Raw genomic sequence first — 18,804 nt, forward strand, 5'->3', positions numbered from 1 at the left:
GTAAAAGCACGAGCTAAATAGCGATAAGTTTTCCTAAATATATCAATTCTACTCACTTATTGAGCAAATCAATCAGTTACAAAAAGCTAAGAAAATACACTTTGCAGCTGTTGTAGACTAATTGGCTTGAGCAATGAATTGCTTATACCGTGACTCCTTAACTCTTCAGCACTGACTTCTTCGCCACTGATAATAATGAGATCACAATTAGGCTGAATTCGACTAATTTCTGTCGCTAAATTTAGGCCATTGCCATCAGGCAGATTTTTATCCAGTAGAATATGACTGTATAACTCATTCTGCGCGATCAGTTTTAAACAGGTTTCACAGGAACTGGCACGCTGCGCATTGATGCCAAGACTATCAAGCAAAAGCACGATTAACTCAGCAGAATCTGCATCATCTTCTACAACTAATACTGTTGATAACGTCTGCTTTGAACTTGATGTTAGATTAGCGATTTCAGTTTTTAATTTAGTCCCTTGCGCATTGTGCTTCAAATATTTAGCAATCGATTGATACAGTAAACTTTGATCGATCGGCTTACCAATAATGTTGTCAAAGCCCAACGCGGTAAGTTCGATGTCTACGCCTTTCATATTGGCCGCAGTTAATGCTAATACAGGCTTGGAAAAACCGTAATTTCGTATTTCAACAATCGCTTTACGTCCATCCATGACTGGCATATGAATGTCCATTACCACTAGATCAAACGCGCTGTCAGGCTGTTTAATAGCCTCTAAAGCCTGACTTCCATCTGCTGCGAAAAACACTTCTAAGCCAAATGAGCGACACATTTCACCGACTAACTGTCTTATATCAAGCAAATCATCGACAATGAGTATTTTCCCGCGCAGTGGTGCATATTGTTCAGTGGCCACTAAATCAGAGACTTTCACGTTTAAAGGCTTAAGGTTTTCCCTAAACTGTTTAGGAAGCTTTAGACTAACGGTAAATTCACTGCCCTTACCCAATTCTGAAGTAACATTTATCTCGCCTTCCATCCGTCTAATTAATTCGGTGGCAATCGCGAGACCCAGCCCAGCTCCCTGCTCTCTTTTTAGCGTTACATCTTCGAGTTGCTGAAAAGGAATAAAAATAACGTCGATTTCACTCTCAGCAATACCAATACCGGTATCACACACTATGAATCGAATTTGTTCAGGATGCTCAGGATCAAAATCAACGGTAAGGGATACCTCTCCAGAATCAGTAAATTTAATCCCATTGAACAATAAATTGATGATGACTTGGCGAAGACGAGTCGGATCAGCATTTATGAATTCAGGCACTTGAGGTGACGAATAAAATTTAAGACTCAACCCTTTTTCATTGGCTGGCATTTGCATTAGCGTCAATATGTCACCAACAAAACTGCTTAGCATCACATCTGCAGGTTTTAGTTGCAGTTTTCCTGCCGCGATTTTCGATAAATCAAGAATGTCATTAAGTAGACTAAGTAAGTGCTGCCCATTATTTAGAATTGTTGATAATTCTTTTTGTGCATCTTTGGCTTTGTCACCGTTTAATAACAGTTCGGTATAGCCCAAAATAGAAGTCAGTGGGGTTCGCAATTCATGGCTCAAATGGGCTATAAACCTGTCTTTAGAACGACTTTCAATCTCAGCGTCTAAACTTTGCTGCCGTGCTTTTTCAATCTCACCTCGAGAAATCGCATAGCGGATCGCTCGAGTAAATCTAGCGTTGGTTATATCTCCCTTAACTAAAAAATCAGCGGCCCCCGCTTTCAATGCTAATCTGTCGAGATCGTCATCCGACTGTCCAGTTAGCATGATAATCGGAACATGAGATCCTAGTGCTTGGGCCTTATCTAAAACGTCGATACCTGTATAGGCACCAAGATGATAGTCGAGTAAACAAATCTCATGATCATTACGTTTTAATTGCTCTAATGCATCTTCTAAGTTTGTCACCCAATCGATCTCGAATCGATGACGGTCGAGTTTTTCCAATTGATCGTGCGTTAGAATATAATCATCTTCGTCATCTTCCACGATCAAAATTCGCGCTGACTTCACATCCATATTAATCAATCACCTTGGTCAATTACTCTTTGTTCTCGGGTAATTCTACAATTTCTACCCAATATTTTCCGAGTGCCTTCATTACTTCCACTAGACCTTCAAAATTAACCGGTTTAGTGATGTAAGAAGCAGCCCCTAAACCATATCCTTTGATTTTGTCTTCTTCTTCTTTAGAAGTCGTTAAAATAACCACAGGAATACTTCTTAAATCTGGATCAGCTTTGATTTCTGCCAGCGCCTCGCGACCATCTTTGCGAGGCATGTTCAAGTCGAGCAGAATTAAACCGGGTCGAGGGTACATCTCCTTATCAGCATATTTCCCCACGCGCTTTAAGTAGTGCATTAACTCTACGCCGTCTTCCACACACTTAAGACTATTCAACACTCGACTTTCGTTCAAAGCATCTTGTGCTAACAATCGGTCATCATCATCGTCATCTGCCATTAAGATTATTAATGACTTTTTATTTGAATAAGGCATTTACTTCCTTTCTTATTTATTTCTTAAATTAAATTTTGTTAAGTACAGCATCGGTAGGTAATTTAATCACAAAAGTCGACCCTTTACCCAATTCACTGGTCGCAGAGATAGTCCCGCCATGTCGCTCAACAATGCGTCGACATACCGCTAGACCTATCCCTGTTCCTTTATATTCATTTCGCCCATGTAATCGCTGAAATGGAACAAATATTTTTTCTGCAAATTCGTTTTCAAAACCCACACCGTTGTCGCTTAAAATAAAGACATGCATATCGCCACTGGATTTACCATCAACGCCTGCACTCTGTTCAAGTTGGTATTGCAACTCAATCACCGGAGCAACATCTGGTTTTCTAAATTTAATCGCATTTGACAATAAATTTAAAAACAATTGGTTCATCTGACTGGGATCACCTTTTATTACAGGTAATTCAGAGACGATAAGCTTGGTTTTGCTTTCTTCAATAGCGATTTCCAAATCACTTTCAATCGCCGAAATTACAGTCGACATTTCGACATCAGTAAAATCTTTACCTCGGGTGGATACCCGAGAAAACTCGAGTAAATCGCTAATTAAATTAGACATACGCTCAGCCGCATTCTTCATGCGATTTAGATAGTCCGCCCCTTTTTCTCCGAGTTGCTCAGAATAATCGGAATGCAGCCTATCGCCAAAGGCACGAATTTTACGTAATGGCTCTTGTAAATCATGAGAAGCGACAAAAGCAAAATCTTCCAGCTCTCTATTGCTGCGAGCAAGCTCTTCTGAATAAACCGTTAACTTTTCAGTTCGCTCATCCACTTTCAGCGCGAGGTTTTGATTTTGTTTTTCCAATGAATTTCTGAATTTTTCTTCACTTACCAAATTTAATCTAGCTAACACAATTAAACCGAGTAGCAATAAAGCGCTGGTGATAGCGGAAGTAAAGAAAGTAAATACAGATTCTTTTTCAGAGCGATTTAATTTGCTGTACAAAAAATTCCGATAGGTCAATTCATTGTCAATTATTTGCGAAAACAACTGGTCTAGATCTTTGGTCAATTCGTTACCCTCACCTCCCTTGACCAGCCGAATTGCCGAACGCTCTTTATCCGCTTGGGCAAGCAAAACGGTCTTTTCCATTTCTTCCATTTTCATTTCAGTAAGCCTAATTATTTCGTCGATCAAGGCTCTTTGACCCACAATTTCAACTTCAACTACACGAACTTTTTCAATCTGATCAGACAGTTGTTTTACTGAATTAATATAAGGTGCAAGGTATTCTTCAATTTCGGTTAATAGATATCCCCGTTGACTGCTTTCAGCGGCAAGTATCATCAGATGTAACTCATCAAGCACCAAAATAACATTACCTGTATTAGTCAAACTTTCTTGGACTTTAGCCAGGTCTTTGGTAGTTTTCACCGCTAAATAAGCGTTAACACTGATTACCCCCAATACGATGATAGTGACGGTAAACCAGGTAAAAACAGTATTGCCAAATAAACGTCGTTGTTTCATATATTCTCACTCTATGACTAAACTAAGGTGAAACAACGACGTTATTCGCCAATGTTTTTATGGGAATTACTTATTGCTTGGAGCTTGTCGCTACAGTCTTGACAAGCAGTAATAATTTTATTCAATGCATCAAGCGCTTTATCACGCGGTAAATCATTCTCTAGTACTAATTTGACTAACTCGGCATTCATTGAAATCCGGTTTAAAGGACCTCTCGCGTCATGAATCATGGTTCGGATATCGAGATTTTCATTACTTGTTATCGTCATTGAAATTCCTATTACTATTACTCTTCAAAATCACCGTAGGCGTGAAGACGGTTATAAAGCGTTTTTGTGCTGATTCCGAGCATTTCGGCAGCAAGGGTTTTACTACCATTAACCTTTTCAAGGGTCGCCCGTATCAATTCTTTTTCAACATTTTCGATAGTTTGCCCAGCTGAAATTTGATTCGACGCTTTTTTATTAGAAGCGAACGGTGAAGCAAAGCTGCTCGGTAAATCAATATTTGATGACTCAGGATCACTCATAATGAAAGCCCGATGCACGGCGTGGCGAAGTTCTCTTACATTACCTGGCCAATCATATTCTGATAATCGTTTTAATTGAGCTTCATTCCAAGCAAAAGATGTGCCATTTTCCGCATTAAGCTCTTCAAGAAACGCTTGCGCTAACAAAGGGATGTCTTCTTTTCGCTCTCGTAGGGTGGGAATATCAATTGGGAACACAGCTAAACGGAAATAGATGTCTTCCCGTAATACTTTGCTTTCAGCCAATTCACTAATATTTCTATTGGTCGCGGAAACCACTCGACAATTGACGTCGATTTCTTTAGTGCCTCCCAATCGCGTTACTCGTTTAGATTCTAAAACCCGCAATAAGTTGGGCTGCATATCAATAGGCATTTCAGTGACTTCATCTAGAAAAAGGGTGCCATTTTCCGCTCGTTCAAACACCCCCTCTTTACGTCCAACGGCGCCGGTAAACGCACCTTTTTCGTGACCAAATAATTCACTACCGATCAGTTCTTTAGATAAAGCCCCACAGTTGGTAGCCACTAAGGGACCCTCGCAATCACTAGCTGAATGGATGGCTTGAGCGACTACTTCTTTACCTACACCACTTTCTCCCATCAACATAACGTTGGCATTAGTTTTAGCCACTCTCTCAATCATTAAATACAGCTCTTTCATTATTGCTGACTCACCAATCAAACAACCGAAGTGCAAAGAATTGTTTTGTTTTTTAGCTGTTTTTTTAGTTTTGCGATTCAACACTTGTTCGATGTCTTCACGCTGTAATGGCTTCACTAGATAATTAACATTTGGGCCGCATAAGCCTGCCAACATACCTTTTACTGAAGGGTGTCCAGTAATTAAAGTGATAAAGGTTTGCTTTGTGCTGTTTAAGTTCAATTCGTCAATTAAGTGCAGTCCGCTGCCGTCAGGCAACATAAAGTCTAGTAAAATATGATCAAAATGTTGATGCTCAAGCCATTGTCTGGCTTCTTTTAAAGAGCCAGCTACAGATACTTCATGGCCCAGAAATTCAATAATTTGATAGGCAACATCTGTAAACTCGCTATCATCATCAACCAATAATACTTTTAACACGTCATCGTCCTTTAAAAATCAGTATGTTGAAACAACATAAATTTGTTACGAAGTTGAGAAACATCACTTAACTATTTGCAATTCTTATTCTTATTGTTCCTGAACTCGTTTTTTCAATCTTCAGAATATGCTTCCATTTTTAGTTCATAATAGCCGGATTGACCATTAACCTTGCATTTTTTAGTACCAACCTATCATCAAAAAATTAAACGACATCATTGTTTTAGTAACGTTTTATCGACGAATAAGTGTCCACTCAAAGCTCACTAAGCCAAATAATTCGTGCAAATTTTTCACACTATTGAAAATTTTACTCATGACAGATTCACTTTGAATAAGTAATCTCAGTCAAATTAACACGCCCCTAAGATATTAGACTTTAGACACCACCGAACTATTAACACTAACTGGCTTAGCCTATCCGTCTTGGTGCGCAAGTTGCAATGCTCAATTTGTAAAGCGCATAAAAATGATGGTTTCGATTTCTAGCATTCCACAGCCAAATTAAACCCATTGCGAAAATAAACCGAAGTTTCAGTCTATCACGTTGATTAGGTCAATCACATGTAGATTGCTGTCGACAGGCTTACTAGCTACTTACGATTTAAACTTCGTACAACCGTCTCTTGACACATAAAGATAAGGTGTATTTATAGGTGAAAAGATTAGCTGGCATATCCATTCTGATAGCAGACGATAATGCGCTGACGTTGGAAGCTTTAAAACGTCTACTCGAGCTGTCAGGTGCAACCGTATTGGCGGTTGAAAATGGAGAACAAGTGCTTACACAACTGCACATCAGTCCAAATAGGTTTGACGTGCTTTTAATTGATATCAATATGCCTGTGATGGACGGTTTAGCCGCCACCAAAAAAATTCGACAAGACCGTCGATTCGATGAGCTACCGATTATTGCCGCGACTGCCGATCACTTACCTGAAGATCAATTGAATTATTACCAAATAGGTATGAACGGGCACCTAGCTAAGCCCATTAGTTTGCACAAGTTATGTGAGGCTATTCTGGCGGTTTTGGATAAGCAACCTACTGAGTTGGATAAAGCTGTGACTTGCCCTGGTTCTTTGTCTGACAGTGACCTAAAACAGCAAGTGCTCGAGCGCTTTGGTCATAATCAAGAGTTAGTGATAAATTTAATACCACTGTACGCGCAAGAATTTATTCAACAATTCGATGTGCTAAAAAGCACTAAAGATATTAACCAAATAGGTACAGCGCTGCATGCCTTAAAAGGAATATCTGGCACAATAGGAGCAAATGATGTTTACAATTACGTGAATACATTTCATGAGTCAGTGAAAAAGAATCAACTGCACGATGCTCAACTAGCGAAGATGTTAGAAACGCTTCCTAAACTCCATGCTTCCAATCTACAGCGCTTGCAGAATTTGTTCGTACCCACTGAAAACAATCTGCCTTCACAAGAAACTCGCGAGTCCAAATTGCAACCTCAGCAACGTAAAAAGATCATTCAGTTTTTACAGCAAAATGATCTCACTATCATTCAATATGTTGATAAATTGCAACAGCAGTACCCTAACGAAAATGAGTTAATAACAGTCAAGAAATATATAGACCAGTTAAAATTTGAACCCGCATTAAACTTCTTACTAAATCAATCAGGCCATGGTCAACAGGGTAAAACTAATGACAAATAAACAGGTAGGTTTTGGCAACATTTCAAATCGAACACCGATAATGCTGATAGCCGATGATCAGCCTCTTGTGGTCAGACAGATTTACGAAGTATTTCAAAATGACTTCCATATTTTTATGGCAAGTGATGGGGTTAAGTGCGTTGAAATGGCAAATGAATTGCTCCCAGATATAATTTTGCTTGATATCAATATGCCGCACTTGGATGGCTTTCAGGCCTGTGAAAAAATTAAGGAAAATGTGCTAACTTCACACATTCCGGTCATTTTTATCACCTCTAATATTGATGAAGCCGACGAAGTCAGAGGTTTTGAGGTAGGCGGAGTAGACTTTATCCGCAAACCCATAAATACCACCATTACTTGGGCCAGAGTACAGAGTCACGCGCAGCTAAAACGTCAATCGGATCTGTTACGCAGGCTGGCTTTAATAGACGGTTTAACTGGGGTAAGTAATCGTTATCAATTCGATGAGCAGTTAACAACTGACTGGTTATCTTGTGCTCGGGAGCAAACGCCACTAGCACTGCTGATGATAGATGCAGATAACTTCAAACATTTGAATGACAGCTATGGACACCAGGCCGGAGACAAATTTTTGAAAATATTGGCGCAAAAAATAACCTCTTGTGCACATCGTCCCGATGACTTAGTCGCGCGATATGGCGGAGAGGAGTTCGCTTGTATTCTTCCCAATACAGATCATGCTGGTGCATTAAAAGTGGCCGAAGATATTCGCAAGCTTGTTGAAAAAACGGCCATGTCGTTACGCAAAGATGAAGATAAAAAAATAGCCGTAAAAACCACAGTCAGTATCGGTATGCACTGCTTAATACCGAATAGAAACGATAAACCAACAATTTTAATTAAAAGTGCTGACCAGGCTCTTTATCGAGCAAAGGCACTAGGCAAAAACCAAGTCTGCGTATTCGATAATAGGGTAGCGGAATTCGCTTCAACTAAATAAGTATAGGACAAACCCTGACTACGAAAAATTAGAAAACATGGTTGGATTTAAAATGGTGCTGGGCATATCCCCTGCACTTTTTTACCTGTTGTCGGATGTTCAAACTCTATGCTTTCAGCATGTAACATTAGTCTGTTAGCAGCTTTGTAACTGTCACAAGTACCGTATAAATCACAACCTAAAATGGGGTGCGCAAGATATTCACTGTGAATCCGTAGTTGATGGGTTCTGCCCGTTTGAGGACGATAACGAACACGAGTTGCGTAAGGACTGTTTAGTCGTTCCAGAACACTGTAATTAGTCACCGCTTCTTTACCGTGAATAGAACAGATTTTGACTTTAGGAAACAGGTTTGGATCCTTGGCTATAGGTTGACTAATTTGGCCAGTATTCTGATTAAGGTGGCCTTGGAGTAAACTAATATAGGATTTTTGCACAGTACGCATTTGAAATTGCTTAGCCAGATGGGAATTAGCTTGTTTATTCAAAGCAACTACCATAATACCGGATGTACCTAGATCCAAGCGGTGAACCATAGTGGCCCAACTAAACTCTTGAACTAAACGAAAATGGACCGAATCGTAATTCAGCGGGTTTTTACCCGATAACGAAAGCAAACCACTGGGTTTATTAATCAACAAAATAGACGCATCTTGATAAAGTATGTTTATCTTTTCTAGGCATTTTGGTGCCACAAAAGTATCGACGATGATATTATTCACAGCCTATACCTTGACTAAAGATGATTTACTTTTCATCAACAAAGTCACGCCACGAACACAATACTTGGGTGAAATCTTCTAATCCACAACCAGATATGGATTCTTGATCATATAACTCAGTTCCCTCCGGCAGCTCATCAGGTCCATCCATATCCAAATCTTTTGATCTAACTTCTACTTCGTAATAATCGATTCGTAGATTGATCTCTTTACCGGCTAGCACATACTCCTTAATCTGACGCTTTTCTAATCTGTCGATTGCAACAAAAATGTCCTCTATTTTATGCTGGCTTGTTCCCAGTTCTTCAGAAAACCACCGGGAAAATGCTTCATGTCCCATTTCAAATTGGGCCACTGGAATACCTTGCAGATTACGTATAAATTGATAGTTCATGGATACCTTATGGAAGGTTTTGCGGCGAGTTAACATAAACCTCACCTTTTTGTTCAAGATGCGTCAAATAAACTCGCACATCAAATTCGATTTGGTGGTAATTGGGCAACATATGGCAACAAAGTTGATAAAAAGCTTTGTTATGTTCTTTTTGCTTCAAATGCGCTAATTCATGTACCACTATCATGTTGAGAAATTCAGTCGGGGTATGCTTAAATAACGTACTGATTCGAATTTCATTTTTACTTTTAAGCTTTCCCCCTTGTACACGGGAAACAAAACTGTGCAAACCTAGGGCGTTATCAACCACATGAATCTTCTTATCAAACACTACCTTACTCAGAGGTTGTGATTTCTTAAGATATTGATTTTTTAATGCGATGACATATTCACGCAAAGCATTATCGTTAGGTATGCTATGCACTAGCGGATATTTTTTCAGCAGATAGTCAGTTAAACGATTTGAGTCTAACAATTCGGTAATTTGCTGTTGTAAGTCAAGAGAATAAGCCGATAAATATTTAAGAGACGACACAGCACCACATTCGTAAAGCAAAGATTGACAAGTTTACCCCGCCTAAAATCGATAGTCATCTAACAACCACGACTTTGTTGACATAAAATATTAACCGATCGCAAGCTGTGTTTCTGGAAACCTGAGACGCTTTGTTCTTGGACTAGCGAGAAAATACGCTAATGTTAATGGTCCTAACCGTCCCATAAACATCAATAAAATAATGATTAGCTCGCCTACGCCTGATAACGAACCCGTTAACCCTCTGGATAACCCTACCGTGCCAAGTGCAGATACCGCTTCGAACACCACATCTAAAAATGGGGCATCTTCACTGAGTGTTAAAATAAAGATAGCGATCCATGTTGTACCAACGGAAATCATGGTTAAGGCAAGCGCCTTATAGACGGTTTCTTTCGCGACTTCTCGATTATATAAAGTGATCCCTTTGTCTCTTCGAAGATAACTATATGTAGCCATAATTAGTACAATAAAAGTGACAACTTTAATACCACTTGCGGTACTTAAAGAGCCTCCGCCAATAAACATAAGAAGCAACATTAAAGCGCTTGTACTTTCTTCCAAATTCTCTATCGAAAGTGTATTAAAGCCTGCAGTTCTAGGTGACACAGCTTGAAACCAGGCTGCTAACCACTTACCGCCATCGCTCAATGGCTGTAATGTTTGTGGGTTATTATATTCAATGACATATATAGCAAACAGTGCGAAGCCATTAATAATGACTGTCCCCAAAATCATTGTTTTACTGTAAGGGGTCATGGCGCTCCACGACTTTGACTTGAGTGCATCCATCCAAACGGTAAAACCTAGACCACCAGCGATAAATAGACCAGTAATGGTTAAGTTAATAGTTGGATCTTCCACGTAATGCATCAAACTATTGGATGCCAGAGCAAAACCCGCATTATTAAAAGCACTAATGGTATAAAAAAAGCCGTGAAATAAGCTTGCCTGCAACCCTAAGTCTTCATACCAATACACTGATAAAATGACAAAACCTATGAGTTCAACAAGCAGTGAAAAAAACAACACTGATTTAGCCACACTGAACAAAGTTGAAGTATTGGTTTGATTGAATGCTTCTTTAGCGACCACCCGCTGCATAAAACCAATTTTTCCTCCAAGGGCAATAAGCGTGACAACAGCGAATGTCATCAATCCGATGCCTCCGCATTGAATTAATAAAGCAATAACGGTTTGACCAAATAATGTAAAAACACTGCCAGTATCCACTACGACTAAGCCGGTTACGGTTACTGCTGAAGTCGCAGTAAACAAACTCTGCTCCCAACTAATAGAAGAGACGGTGGCTATGGGTAACTTTAATAATAACGAACCAAGAACAATCAATAACGCAAAACTACCGGCTAACACAAAAGGTGGTGCTGCATTAATTTGTTTTGCGGATTTAGTTTTTCGCTCAATTGGAGCCTGCGAGGGATGCCAAAGTAGCATGCAAGTTACCCCAACTTTGGTGCTATATGTTTAAGGGCAGCACGTTTACCACAAAGCAGTAGAGTATCTTCCGCTTTAACCGTAAAGTCACAAGCAATACGTGTAAAAGTTTTACCTTGTCTTTTTATTAATAATGTATCTATTGCGCCTTTAGTATCTACTAATAATTTACTCAGTGGAGAACCATGTAATTGTGGTTTGATATTAATTTCAACCACATAGAGACCATCACCTAACGCAATATAGTCGTTGACCATTGGATAGTTCAAGGCTTGTGCAACCCGCACTCCCATTTCCTCCTCGGGATGTACGATTCTAGATACCCCTAATTTAGATATGATAGTGTGATGGGCTTTTGTGCCAGCTTTAACCCAAAGGTTTTTAACCCCTATATTCTTTAAGCTTAAGGTACACAAAACACTCGATTGCATATCTTCACCAATGGCAACTAATACTGTATCACTGTTTTTTAGATCTAGCTCTGATAAGGCATTTTCATCTGTACAATCACAGATAACAACTTGGGTTAGGTAATCTGAATACATTTCAGCAACTTTAACGTCACTATCTACGCCTGTGACAGTGTGTCCTAAATGGATCAGTTCCTGACAAGCCGAAATACCAAAACGGCCTAAGCCTATAACAGTAAAATGCGCCATGTTGCTTACTCCAAAAATCTAGCAAAGTACAAGAATTAAACCTATTGACCTGCCAAAAGAATTTAATCACCAATAAAGCGGTAACCTAGTCCAGGCTCGGTTTTTATAAAGTAGGGATCTTCAGCATCATCGCCCAGTTTTTTTCGTAACTGGGTGATGAGCACTCTTAAGTAATGGACATCGTCTGCATGTGACGCTCCCCAAATGTCGACTAATAATTTCTTTTGATTGACGAGTACATTGGGATGGATGGCCAACTTAACTAACAATTGGTGCTCTTTTTTGGTAAGTTGTACCGCTTTCTGGCCTTTAAGAACAAGAGGCTCCCCAGTTTTTATGATCAATTTATCGAATCGCAGTTCTGATGGCATGGCTTCATACTTAATATCACGTAACAATACTTTAATGCGTGAAATTAACTCTCTAATGCCGAAAGGTTTACTTAAATAATCATTGGCACCTGCGTCTAATAACCTTACTTTTTCGGCTTCCTGATCTCTGGCTGTTAACACCAATACAGGGATATCACTGGTTTCTCGGACTTTTTTCAAAACGGCTCGCCCATCCAGATCTGGTAAACCTAAATCTAAAATAATAAGACTAGGTTTTTCTTGATTAAATAGACTCAAGCCCGAGGTTGCGGTATATGAACCAATATATTCAAGATTCTCAGCAGCCAATGAAATCGAGATGAAATCATGGATTTTATCCTCATCATCTATTAATAAAATCTTAGGCTTAAGCATTATCGTCTCCATTTGGCAACAGTAATTCGATGGTACAACCCTGTTCACAGTCGACAACAGCAATATGACCACCATGTGCTTCCATTATGCCTTTAGACACACTCAAGCCAATACCACTGCCTCCTTTACCTGCATCACCAATGCGACTTGAGTAAAATGCATCAAATATCTTAAAACGCTGTTCAGGCTCTATCCCTTGGCCTTTATCCTTTACTAGAATACGAGTAAATTGTTGGACACTATTTACTTCGATTTCAACATTTTGCGCTTTGGGTGAGTATTTTAGAGCGTTATCTACGACGTTATAAACGGCTTGTTCGATAAGGGCATCCTGAATGTCCACCATTTTCAATTCGTTTTTTTTGCTGATCAACAAACGCTTATCGGAGAACCGCTGTTCAAGGCGTTTAATCACAGGCCAAATTGACTGGCGAACGAATACCCAATTAAAGGCGTTGTTTTTTAAACGTGTTAACTGCAATAAGTTTTCAACGTAATTGTGTAAACGATGACTCTCATCAATGGCACTGTTGATAAGGGTGTTTTGCTCTTGTTGACTAATCTTGTGTTGATATTCTTGAAAGGTACTGAGTGAGCCAATAATACTGGCAAGTGGCGTCCTTAAGTCGTGCGACACTGACAACAAAATATTGGAGCGGATTTCGGCCTGCTTAAGAGCTTCACTTTTTTTACGATAACGAATCGAAAATTCACTAGTCAATACGGCGACAGAAATGAAGATGATGGAGTTCATAATATCCTCCAATTCAAACATATGCAGTGAATACAAAGGAGAGGTAAAAAAGTAGTTATAAATCAGCGCACATAATATGCCCGCGATAGCGGTAGCGCTTCGACTAGATGTAACCGAAACTAAAACCACCGCCAATTGCAAAAGAAGTAATACACCACTTTTCGGTAAAATGGCAGCAGGCAATAATAAAGCGAGGATGGAAAAAATACACACTATGCCTAGAGAAAAAGCATAGGCAAACATTTTATTTTTAATTAATTTTTCGAACATTCGCTACGTGCCAATTTTAAATAATGATTGCATTGTAACGATGCGGATGAAAAAGACGCGTTAAATTTACATAAAATTTAATCTTCCAAACTGTATCAGTTTTTTATTTTATCAAATAACTGATATGTATGCGTAATTTCACTAAAAAAGATCTCAAATAATTGAGTCCTTGAATGTTGAGGCGAGAACGCTATTCTAAATTTTGTGAGAAATGATTTTTGTCTGCTTTTCCCCTACTTGTTAAACGAACTGTTCACAAATTAATAGTAAAAAACACTTTTCATCCTTTGATTTTGTCCAAAGCGACTCTGCTACCCCGCTCCCCCAACAACATCAACACTCAAGTAACCGCTTCAGGCACATCTGTAAGACAATTACTTTCACTCAGTGAAGTTTGCCAAACACCGTTGTCATTCTTTCCAGCTTTCAAGCAAACTTCCCAACCAATCGAGGAGGTTGATGCTATTCTCGCCCTCATAAAACTTAACGCTTTATCAAATACGACATGCAATTAAACAACTCGGCTAATCCAACAGTGTGAAAGTTAAACCTGCCCGCTCAGTTAATCGCTTTATCAAGGGTTCTCCCATAACCGTTGCAGTGGTCCAAAATCCACCCGCCTTTTCTGCTTTGCTGATGTCTTGAGCCAAGCATAAACCGGCTTGCACCAACATCTTGGCAGTTGATCCATAACCGGGATCTTTATCACCCGTCACTTTCACTGTTAGCCTCTGGCCAGCATCAGTTTTTCCTATAAAGCGCAAATCGAAAAAGCCACTGTTTTGCTGTTTCACACTTGGACCTTCACCTGGTTTTGGCAATATTTTTTCAATTAGGTACCCGCTAGGTGGCAAAGTAATGGCTAAAGGAAAAATGCGCATGCCTAGGCCAATTGCCGATGCTGTTATGTGCGACCCAAAGCCCTTACCTATGCGTATGACTTCGTCATATTTAAAATTCTCCCCAAAAGCTTTGCCGTTGAGTTCATTTGAGCGGTGAACAATTTTGGTATTAATCACAGCCATTACAAACGGGGCAACCCAAGCATCAAAATCTTCATCGTATACCGCCGTTTGCACGTCACGCTGTACAGCACTGAAGCCATGCTCTTTTGAACATAAAAAATACGGATCTTTCAATCCTTTGCTTAACTCAGCGTCCGTTGATGCTTCTTTAAACATATTGATACCACTTGCAAAAGTGCCACCGGAGCCTGCCCCCTTCATTTGATATACCGCCATTTTTACGGTGGTACAAGGTGCGCAATAAACTTTTTGAGCTTGCTGTTGAAGGTAAAAGTTACCCAGATCTAAAGGAATAGAGTCAAAACCGCAGCAATGAACAATCCGTGCACCACTGGCTTTGGCAGTAGCTTCGTGTAGATTAATCATTTTGCGGATCCATTGTGGCTCACCTGTTAAATCTACGTAGTCGGTGCCAGATTCTGCGCACACTTTTACCAAGCTTGAGCCATACAGTGCGTAAGGTCCAACAGTAGAAATAATGACTTTGCTTTGTTCCGCCATATATCGCAGTAACATTTCATCGTCAGAGTCGGCAATAATCGTCGGAATATTTTGCTTAAGAGATTTAACAACTGAATTAAGCTTTGATTGAGAACGCCCTGCAGCAGCCCAGGCGATTTCGCCTTCTGGGTATTGAGCGACCATATATTGGCAGAGAATTTGGCCAACAAAACTTGTCGCACCAAAAATAACAATATCGTATTGAGTAGACACTATAAACCCCTTTGAAATTAGACAATTTACTTGAGTAAACATGCTTCCTTGCGCAAGCGGTTATTACCCCCAACGGGAACTGCCATAGCAATATTGTTGATTCGACTATCCGAATACACAGGCACTAAAGTGCGCTGAACTCCAATCCATTGTATTGATTGCCAACGACAACGTCTAATCAATGTGAAAATTTATTTCCAAAGGTTTTATTTCTAGCGCAGTGTTTTATAAAGTCGTAAGTTAATGGGCACAACATTGCTGCAAGTTAGGAAAGTGGATTAAATCACAACGCTTAAATTGAAGTACCAGTGGTGTTGGTTTGAAGTTATTTGTTTAAAACGAATTAGTGGCAGGCATATATTTTGATATTCAAATAACACAAACAAAAAAGGCCTCGAATAATCGAGGCCTTGAATGTGGTTGCGGGAGCGTGCAACACTAGGAATATACCGTTCATTATTGAGAACATTATCGAACGACAGCAAAAAACATGATTCAAAATTAGTTTAGAACTATTGGTCAAGACTGTAACTATTTTTAGCGTAATTGGTGAACAAATAGACATCTTAAAACGATACCAGCGATTGCGTAGGCAAAAGAATTCATTAGGCTAACGTTTCCCCTAAAGTCACTTTTCATTGCAATTGTTTCTTTGCACATGAGGCATGCCTCACCCTGCACTAAACTCACCTTAATAACTCTCACTTCCCAGAAACTGATGATTGTATAGGTATTTAGTTAAACTACGAGCACATTAAAATATTTTGTTGACCTTTAATCATGATTTTTTACCCAATCGCAACTACTGAAAAGATGCCTGCCCATGTATTTATGTATTTCTTCACAACATGATTGCCAGTTTTTTAAACTCTTCATTCCAGCTCTGAAATGGCTTGAGTGAATATCACCTTGAGCAGTTCTAGGTTCAGATGCACACCAGCAATGTTAGCGTCAATCCAATCTTTCTGAGAAATCTTTGGCCACGTTACATGGAAGCCGAGAGTAAACAACAGCTCCTCGAAAAAGAAGCGCAGATTCTGCCATTCCCTTCACGAAATGGGTGAAGTAAATTTAACTCACAAAACAAATCTGCGACCTTTTCAACGAGGTCTTCATTGTCCTGATAATCAGCTAACGCAGGAATAGTTTTAAATAATTTAATAGCTTCAGGCTCAATGCGTGTCCAAGTACAAAAACGCGTGTCACCTTTGGAAATATCAACATCTCTTGGCTTACCCGCCCAAGCATATAAATCTTGGAACAAGTGGTGATGAAGATACTTTAAATGTTCGAATGAAAAATCAGCAAGTGATTGTTTGGTGGGTTCGTAGGTTCGATACCGTTCAGCGGTAAATTCAGCTTCAGCTTCTTCAAGCTTTTCTGAATCCCTGATATCAAGAAGGTTAATTAAAACGTCAGAACCGAGGTAGCAATATTTATCATGGGCTACCCCGTATTTATTTCGCATATTTGCGTTTTAATTCTGAAATGCTTTTGCCTTCACTGCTCTTTTTCAGTGACAAACCTTCATAGCTTAAACTGACCTTAAAGTTATCCATATTAGGCGTAAACTTGGTCTTGCGGTCATTGCTAGTTTTAGAAACTGTGGTAACCATAAAGCCTCCTATATTTCCGTTAATTTTACCTTAACAAGCGCTAATTTGCCATTCAGCTTAATTACGTGAGCAATGTGGCTACTCCGCTAGAAACTCATGAATGCATAGGTATTTACCTAGATTAAGAACGCATTTATATTTTTTATCAGCCTAGAGTAAAAATTATAGGCCTCAATTTTCACTACCTTAAAATATGCCTGTCCATGTATTACTATCGGAGAGGTGTCGAGCCTCGCAATTCAAACACTCAACCATCCTTTATGGCGTTTACTGGCAAATCCAACTAAGGATAAAAACGAACTCATTTCTTTTTTTAAGCAACATCAAAAATACAATGGTAACAATAAGACTAGCGTCAAAACGTGCGTAAAAAACTACTGTCGCGATCTCAAAAAATGCAGTGATATAGACCAAATGACTGCACACCTACTTTTATATATGTTTGAGTTATCAAAAAGTAACCGCCGCCATCCTCCGCTGCATGACTTACATCGCACATTCAAATTCACACTGGTGTTTTTAGCATTTCAATACCCATTGTTGGATCATTGGGAATTTCTCAAAGTGATTGAATCAGCAATAAATGCAACTCATGTCAGTCGAAAACACTATCCCAAAAACTTTGCCTACACACCTGAGAAACGAGCTTATTTAGAGAAACCAAGTCCGATGTATTACTCTGACATTTTTAGCAATGAAGATTTAAACCATTTTATAGTGGCCTATCAAAATGCGGCTGATTGGTTGTCTAAACAAGTACATCAAACCATCACCCCACAGGATTCAATTTGCACATTAGCTACCTTCCATCCAACAGATATCCTTAATCTCAATATAGATACAAAAAATGAAATACTCCGAAGATGGCAATCTATAAATGGTTCATCCATTTGCGCATAGTGTTCCACCTTAGCGAGAACACTGGTTCACAAAAAAAGAACAAGTGGTGCATTTATTGAGAATATGCAATTGCATATTATCTTCAAAATGAACCACATCAACTACCAACTAGGAGCGCGGTACTCGATAAGGTGAACCACCCAATGCAAACAAACGAACCACTGTTGTAATAATTGGGCGTACTACCTCATTTTTATATTTTCTCTACAGCCATGACGATTTGGTGATGCTGCGCTATACTTTTTGTATTACGACTTTAGGTGATTCCCATGCCATATTGTAAATCTGCGATAAAAATTGAAGCAACAGCAATGGCTAGTGACGTACTTTTTGCTTTTCCCAAAGCCCATACTTTTGAGTGCAAATTGGTTGATATTGAGGACGTGAGGAAGCTAAGACACGAGGAGAGCCATGATGCATAAATCGTTAGATGTGATGGCGCTTTCCGAAGAAGTCGAGCGAGATAGTGAGTCTGGGAAGTTAAGCAAGCAGTTGCTGGCCGAGGGGCAAACGCTCTACGGCAAAAACCCCGACTATCCTGAATATCTTGAGCGAATAACCCCAGATGGCCGAAGAACATTAGGCCAATGGCGGGATGGGGAGTTCGATGCTGGATTTATCTTGCTGTATAAGTCTTGAAAGCAAAGCCCCCTTTAATGCGAGGCTTCATGGCAAATTTTGTGATCTATCACGACTAATTCGTCGATTAATTCGTTCCGACCCCTTTATTCTATT

20 protein-coding genes are annotated in these 18,804 nt (G+C 39.5%); 5 read left to right on the plus strand and 15 right to left on the minus strand.

Translation table 11 applies throughout. From position 1 onward, the window contains the following. Nucleotides 1–86: 86 nt before the first annotated feature. The 5 genes from Q4567_RS05565 to Q4567_RS05585 are packed head-to-tail and all read right to left on the minus strand — an operon-like array spanning nucleotide 87 to nucleotide 5,639. Nucleotides 87–2,045 carry a hybrid sensor histidine kinase/response regulator gene (locus Q4567_RS05565; RefSeq protein WP_303499656.1) on the minus strand — a complete coding sequence of 653 codons (1,959 nt, stop codon included), beginning with the start codon at nucleotides 2,043–2,045 and terminating at the stop codon, nucleotides 87–89. A gap of 22 nt (nucleotides 2,046–2,067) precedes the next feature. Further along, nucleotides 2,068–2,526, minus strand: a complete 459-nt coding sequence (locus Q4567_RS05570; RefSeq protein WP_216047396.1) for a response regulator — start codon at nucleotides 2,524–2,526, stop codon at nucleotides 2,068–2,070. Nucleotides 2,527–2,554: 28 nt separating this feature from the next. Next, a complete protein-coding gene (locus Q4567_RS05575; protein WP_216047395.1) occupies nucleotides 2,555–4,027 on the minus strand; it encodes an ATP-binding protein in 1,473 nt (490 codons plus the stop codon). 41 nt (nucleotides 4,028–4,068) lie between these two features. Beyond that, the gene (locus Q4567_RS05580) at nucleotides 4,069–4,296 is read right to left on the minus strand and encodes a histidine kinase (protein WP_216047394.1); all 228 of its coding nucleotides are present in this window, start codon (nucleotides 4,294–4,296) and stop codon (nucleotides 4,069–4,071) included. 17 nt (nucleotides 4,297–4,313) lie between these two features. Continuing rightward, nucleotides 4,314–5,639 carry a sigma-54 dependent transcriptional regulator gene (locus Q4567_RS05585; RefSeq protein WP_216047393.1) on the minus strand — a complete coding sequence of 442 codons (1,326 nt, stop codon included), beginning with the start codon at nucleotides 5,637–5,639 and terminating at the stop codon, nucleotides 4,314–4,316. A gap of 656 nt (nucleotides 5,640–6,295) precedes the next feature. Between Q4567_RS05585 and Q4567_RS05590 the strand changes: the two genes are divergently transcribed. Together Q4567_RS05590 and Q4567_RS05595 are read left to right on the plus strand one after the other, a co-directional pair. Then, on the plus strand, nucleotides 6,296–7,315 hold the full coding sequence (locus Q4567_RS05590; RefSeq protein WP_303499660.1) for a response regulator: 1,020 nt from the start codon (nucleotides 6,296–6,298) through the stop codon (nucleotides 7,313–7,315). Further along, entirely contained in the window at nucleotides 7,305–8,279 is a 975-nt protein-coding gene (locus Q4567_RS05595; RefSeq protein WP_216047391.1) for a diguanylate cyclase, read from the plus strand. Before Q4567_RS05590 ends, Q4567_RS05595 begins: the two co-directional genes overlap by 11 nt. 47 nt (nucleotides 8,280–8,326) lie before the next feature. On the opposite strand, the gene Q4567_RS05600 is transcribed toward Q4567_RS05595, so the two are convergent. From Q4567_RS05600 to Q4567_RS05645, 10 genes are all read right to left on the minus strand, one after another. Then, nucleotides 8,327–9,001 (minus strand): RluA family pseudouridine synthase, encoded by a 675-nt coding sequence (locus Q4567_RS05600; RefSeq protein WP_216047390.1) that lies wholly within the window; start codon nucleotides 8,999–9,001, stop codon nucleotides 8,327–8,329. 25 nt (nucleotides 9,002–9,026) lie between these two features. Beyond that, nucleotides 9,027–9,431, minus strand: coding sequence for a YacL family protein (locus tag Q4567_RS05605; protein WP_303499661.1), 405 nt, complete (start codon nucleotides 9,429–9,431; stop codon nucleotides 9,027–9,029). Next, nucleotides 9,403–9,930, minus strand: coding sequence for a M48 family metallopeptidase (locus Q4567_RS05610; RefSeq protein WP_303499662.1), 528 nt, complete (start codon nucleotides 9,928–9,930; stop codon nucleotides 9,403–9,405). The genes Q4567_RS05605 and Q4567_RS05610 overlap by 29 nt, the downstream gene beginning before the upstream one ends. A 90-nt stretch (nucleotides 9,931–10,020) precedes the next feature. After that, a complete protein-coding gene (locus tag Q4567_RS05615; RefSeq protein WP_216047388.1) occupies nucleotides 10,021–11,385 on the minus strand; it encodes a TrkH family potassium uptake protein in 1,365 nt (454 codons plus the stop codon). Nucleotides 11,386–11,390: 5 nt separating this feature from the next. Then, nucleotides 11,391–12,044, minus strand: coding sequence for a TrkA family potassium uptake protein (locus tag Q4567_RS05620; RefSeq protein WP_216047387.1), 654 nt, complete (start codon nucleotides 12,042–12,044; stop codon nucleotides 11,391–11,393). Between the two features lie 62 nt (nucleotides 12,045–12,106). Further along, entirely contained in the window at nucleotides 12,107–12,790 is a 684-nt protein-coding gene (locus tag Q4567_RS05625) for a response regulator (protein ID WP_216047386.1), read from the minus strand. Next, a complete protein-coding gene (locus tag Q4567_RS05630) occupies nucleotides 12,783–13,814 on the minus strand; it encodes a DUF4118 domain-containing protein (RefSeq protein WP_216047385.1) in 1,032 nt (343 codons plus the stop codon). Before Q4567_RS05630 ends, Q4567_RS05625 begins: the two co-directional genes overlap by 8 nt. A gap of 524 nt (nucleotides 13,815–14,338) precedes the next feature. Continuing rightward, a complete protein-coding gene (locus Q4567_RS05635; protein WP_303499664.1) occupies nucleotides 14,339–15,553 on the minus strand; it encodes a trans-acting enoyl reductase family protein in 1,215 nt (404 codons plus the stop codon). 985 nt (nucleotides 15,554–16,538) lie between these two features. Beyond that, nucleotides 16,539–17,021: a Fic family protein gene (locus Q4567_RS05640; protein WP_303499665.1), complete on the minus strand. Its 483-nt coding sequence runs from the start codon at nucleotides 17,019–17,021 to the stop codon at nucleotides 16,539–16,541. Next, complete coding sequence (locus Q4567_RS05645) at nucleotides 17,011–17,169, minus strand: hypothetical protein (RefSeq protein ID WP_303499667.1); 159 nt, start codon at nucleotides 17,167–17,169, stop codon at nucleotides 17,011–17,013. Before Q4567_RS05645 ends, Q4567_RS05640 begins: the two co-directional genes overlap by 11 nt. 414 nt (nucleotides 17,170–17,583) lie before the next feature. On the opposite strand from Q4567_RS05645, the gene Q4567_RS05650 reads away from it, so the two are divergent. From Q4567_RS05650 to Q4567_RS05660, 3 genes are all read left to right on the plus strand, one after another. Continuing rightward, nucleotides 17,584–18,069, plus strand: a complete 486-nt coding sequence (locus tag Q4567_RS05650; protein ID WP_303499669.1) for a hypothetical protein — start codon at nucleotides 17,584–17,586, stop codon at nucleotides 18,067–18,069. Nucleotides 18,070–18,338: 269 nt separating this feature from the next. Further along, nucleotides 18,339–18,491 carry a hypothetical protein gene (locus Q4567_RS05655; protein WP_303499670.1) on the plus strand — a complete coding sequence of 51 codons (153 nt, stop codon included), beginning with the start codon at nucleotides 18,339–18,341 and terminating at the stop codon, nucleotides 18,489–18,491. Beyond that, on the plus strand, nucleotides 18,481–18,708 hold the full coding sequence (locus Q4567_RS05660; RefSeq protein ID WP_303499671.1) for a hypothetical protein: 228 nt from the start codon (nucleotides 18,481–18,483) through the stop codon (nucleotides 18,706–18,708). The genes Q4567_RS05655 and Q4567_RS05660 overlap by 11 nt, the downstream gene beginning before the upstream one ends. The last annotated feature ends 96 nt before the right edge of the window (nucleotides 18,709–18,804 follow it).

Origin of the sequence: Aliiglaciecola sp. 2_MG-2023 (genome assembly GCF_030548145.1) — a bacterium.
GTDB lineage: Bacteria > Pseudomonadota > Gammaproteobacteria > Enterobacterales > Alteromonadaceae > Aliiglaciecola > Aliiglaciecola lipolytica_A.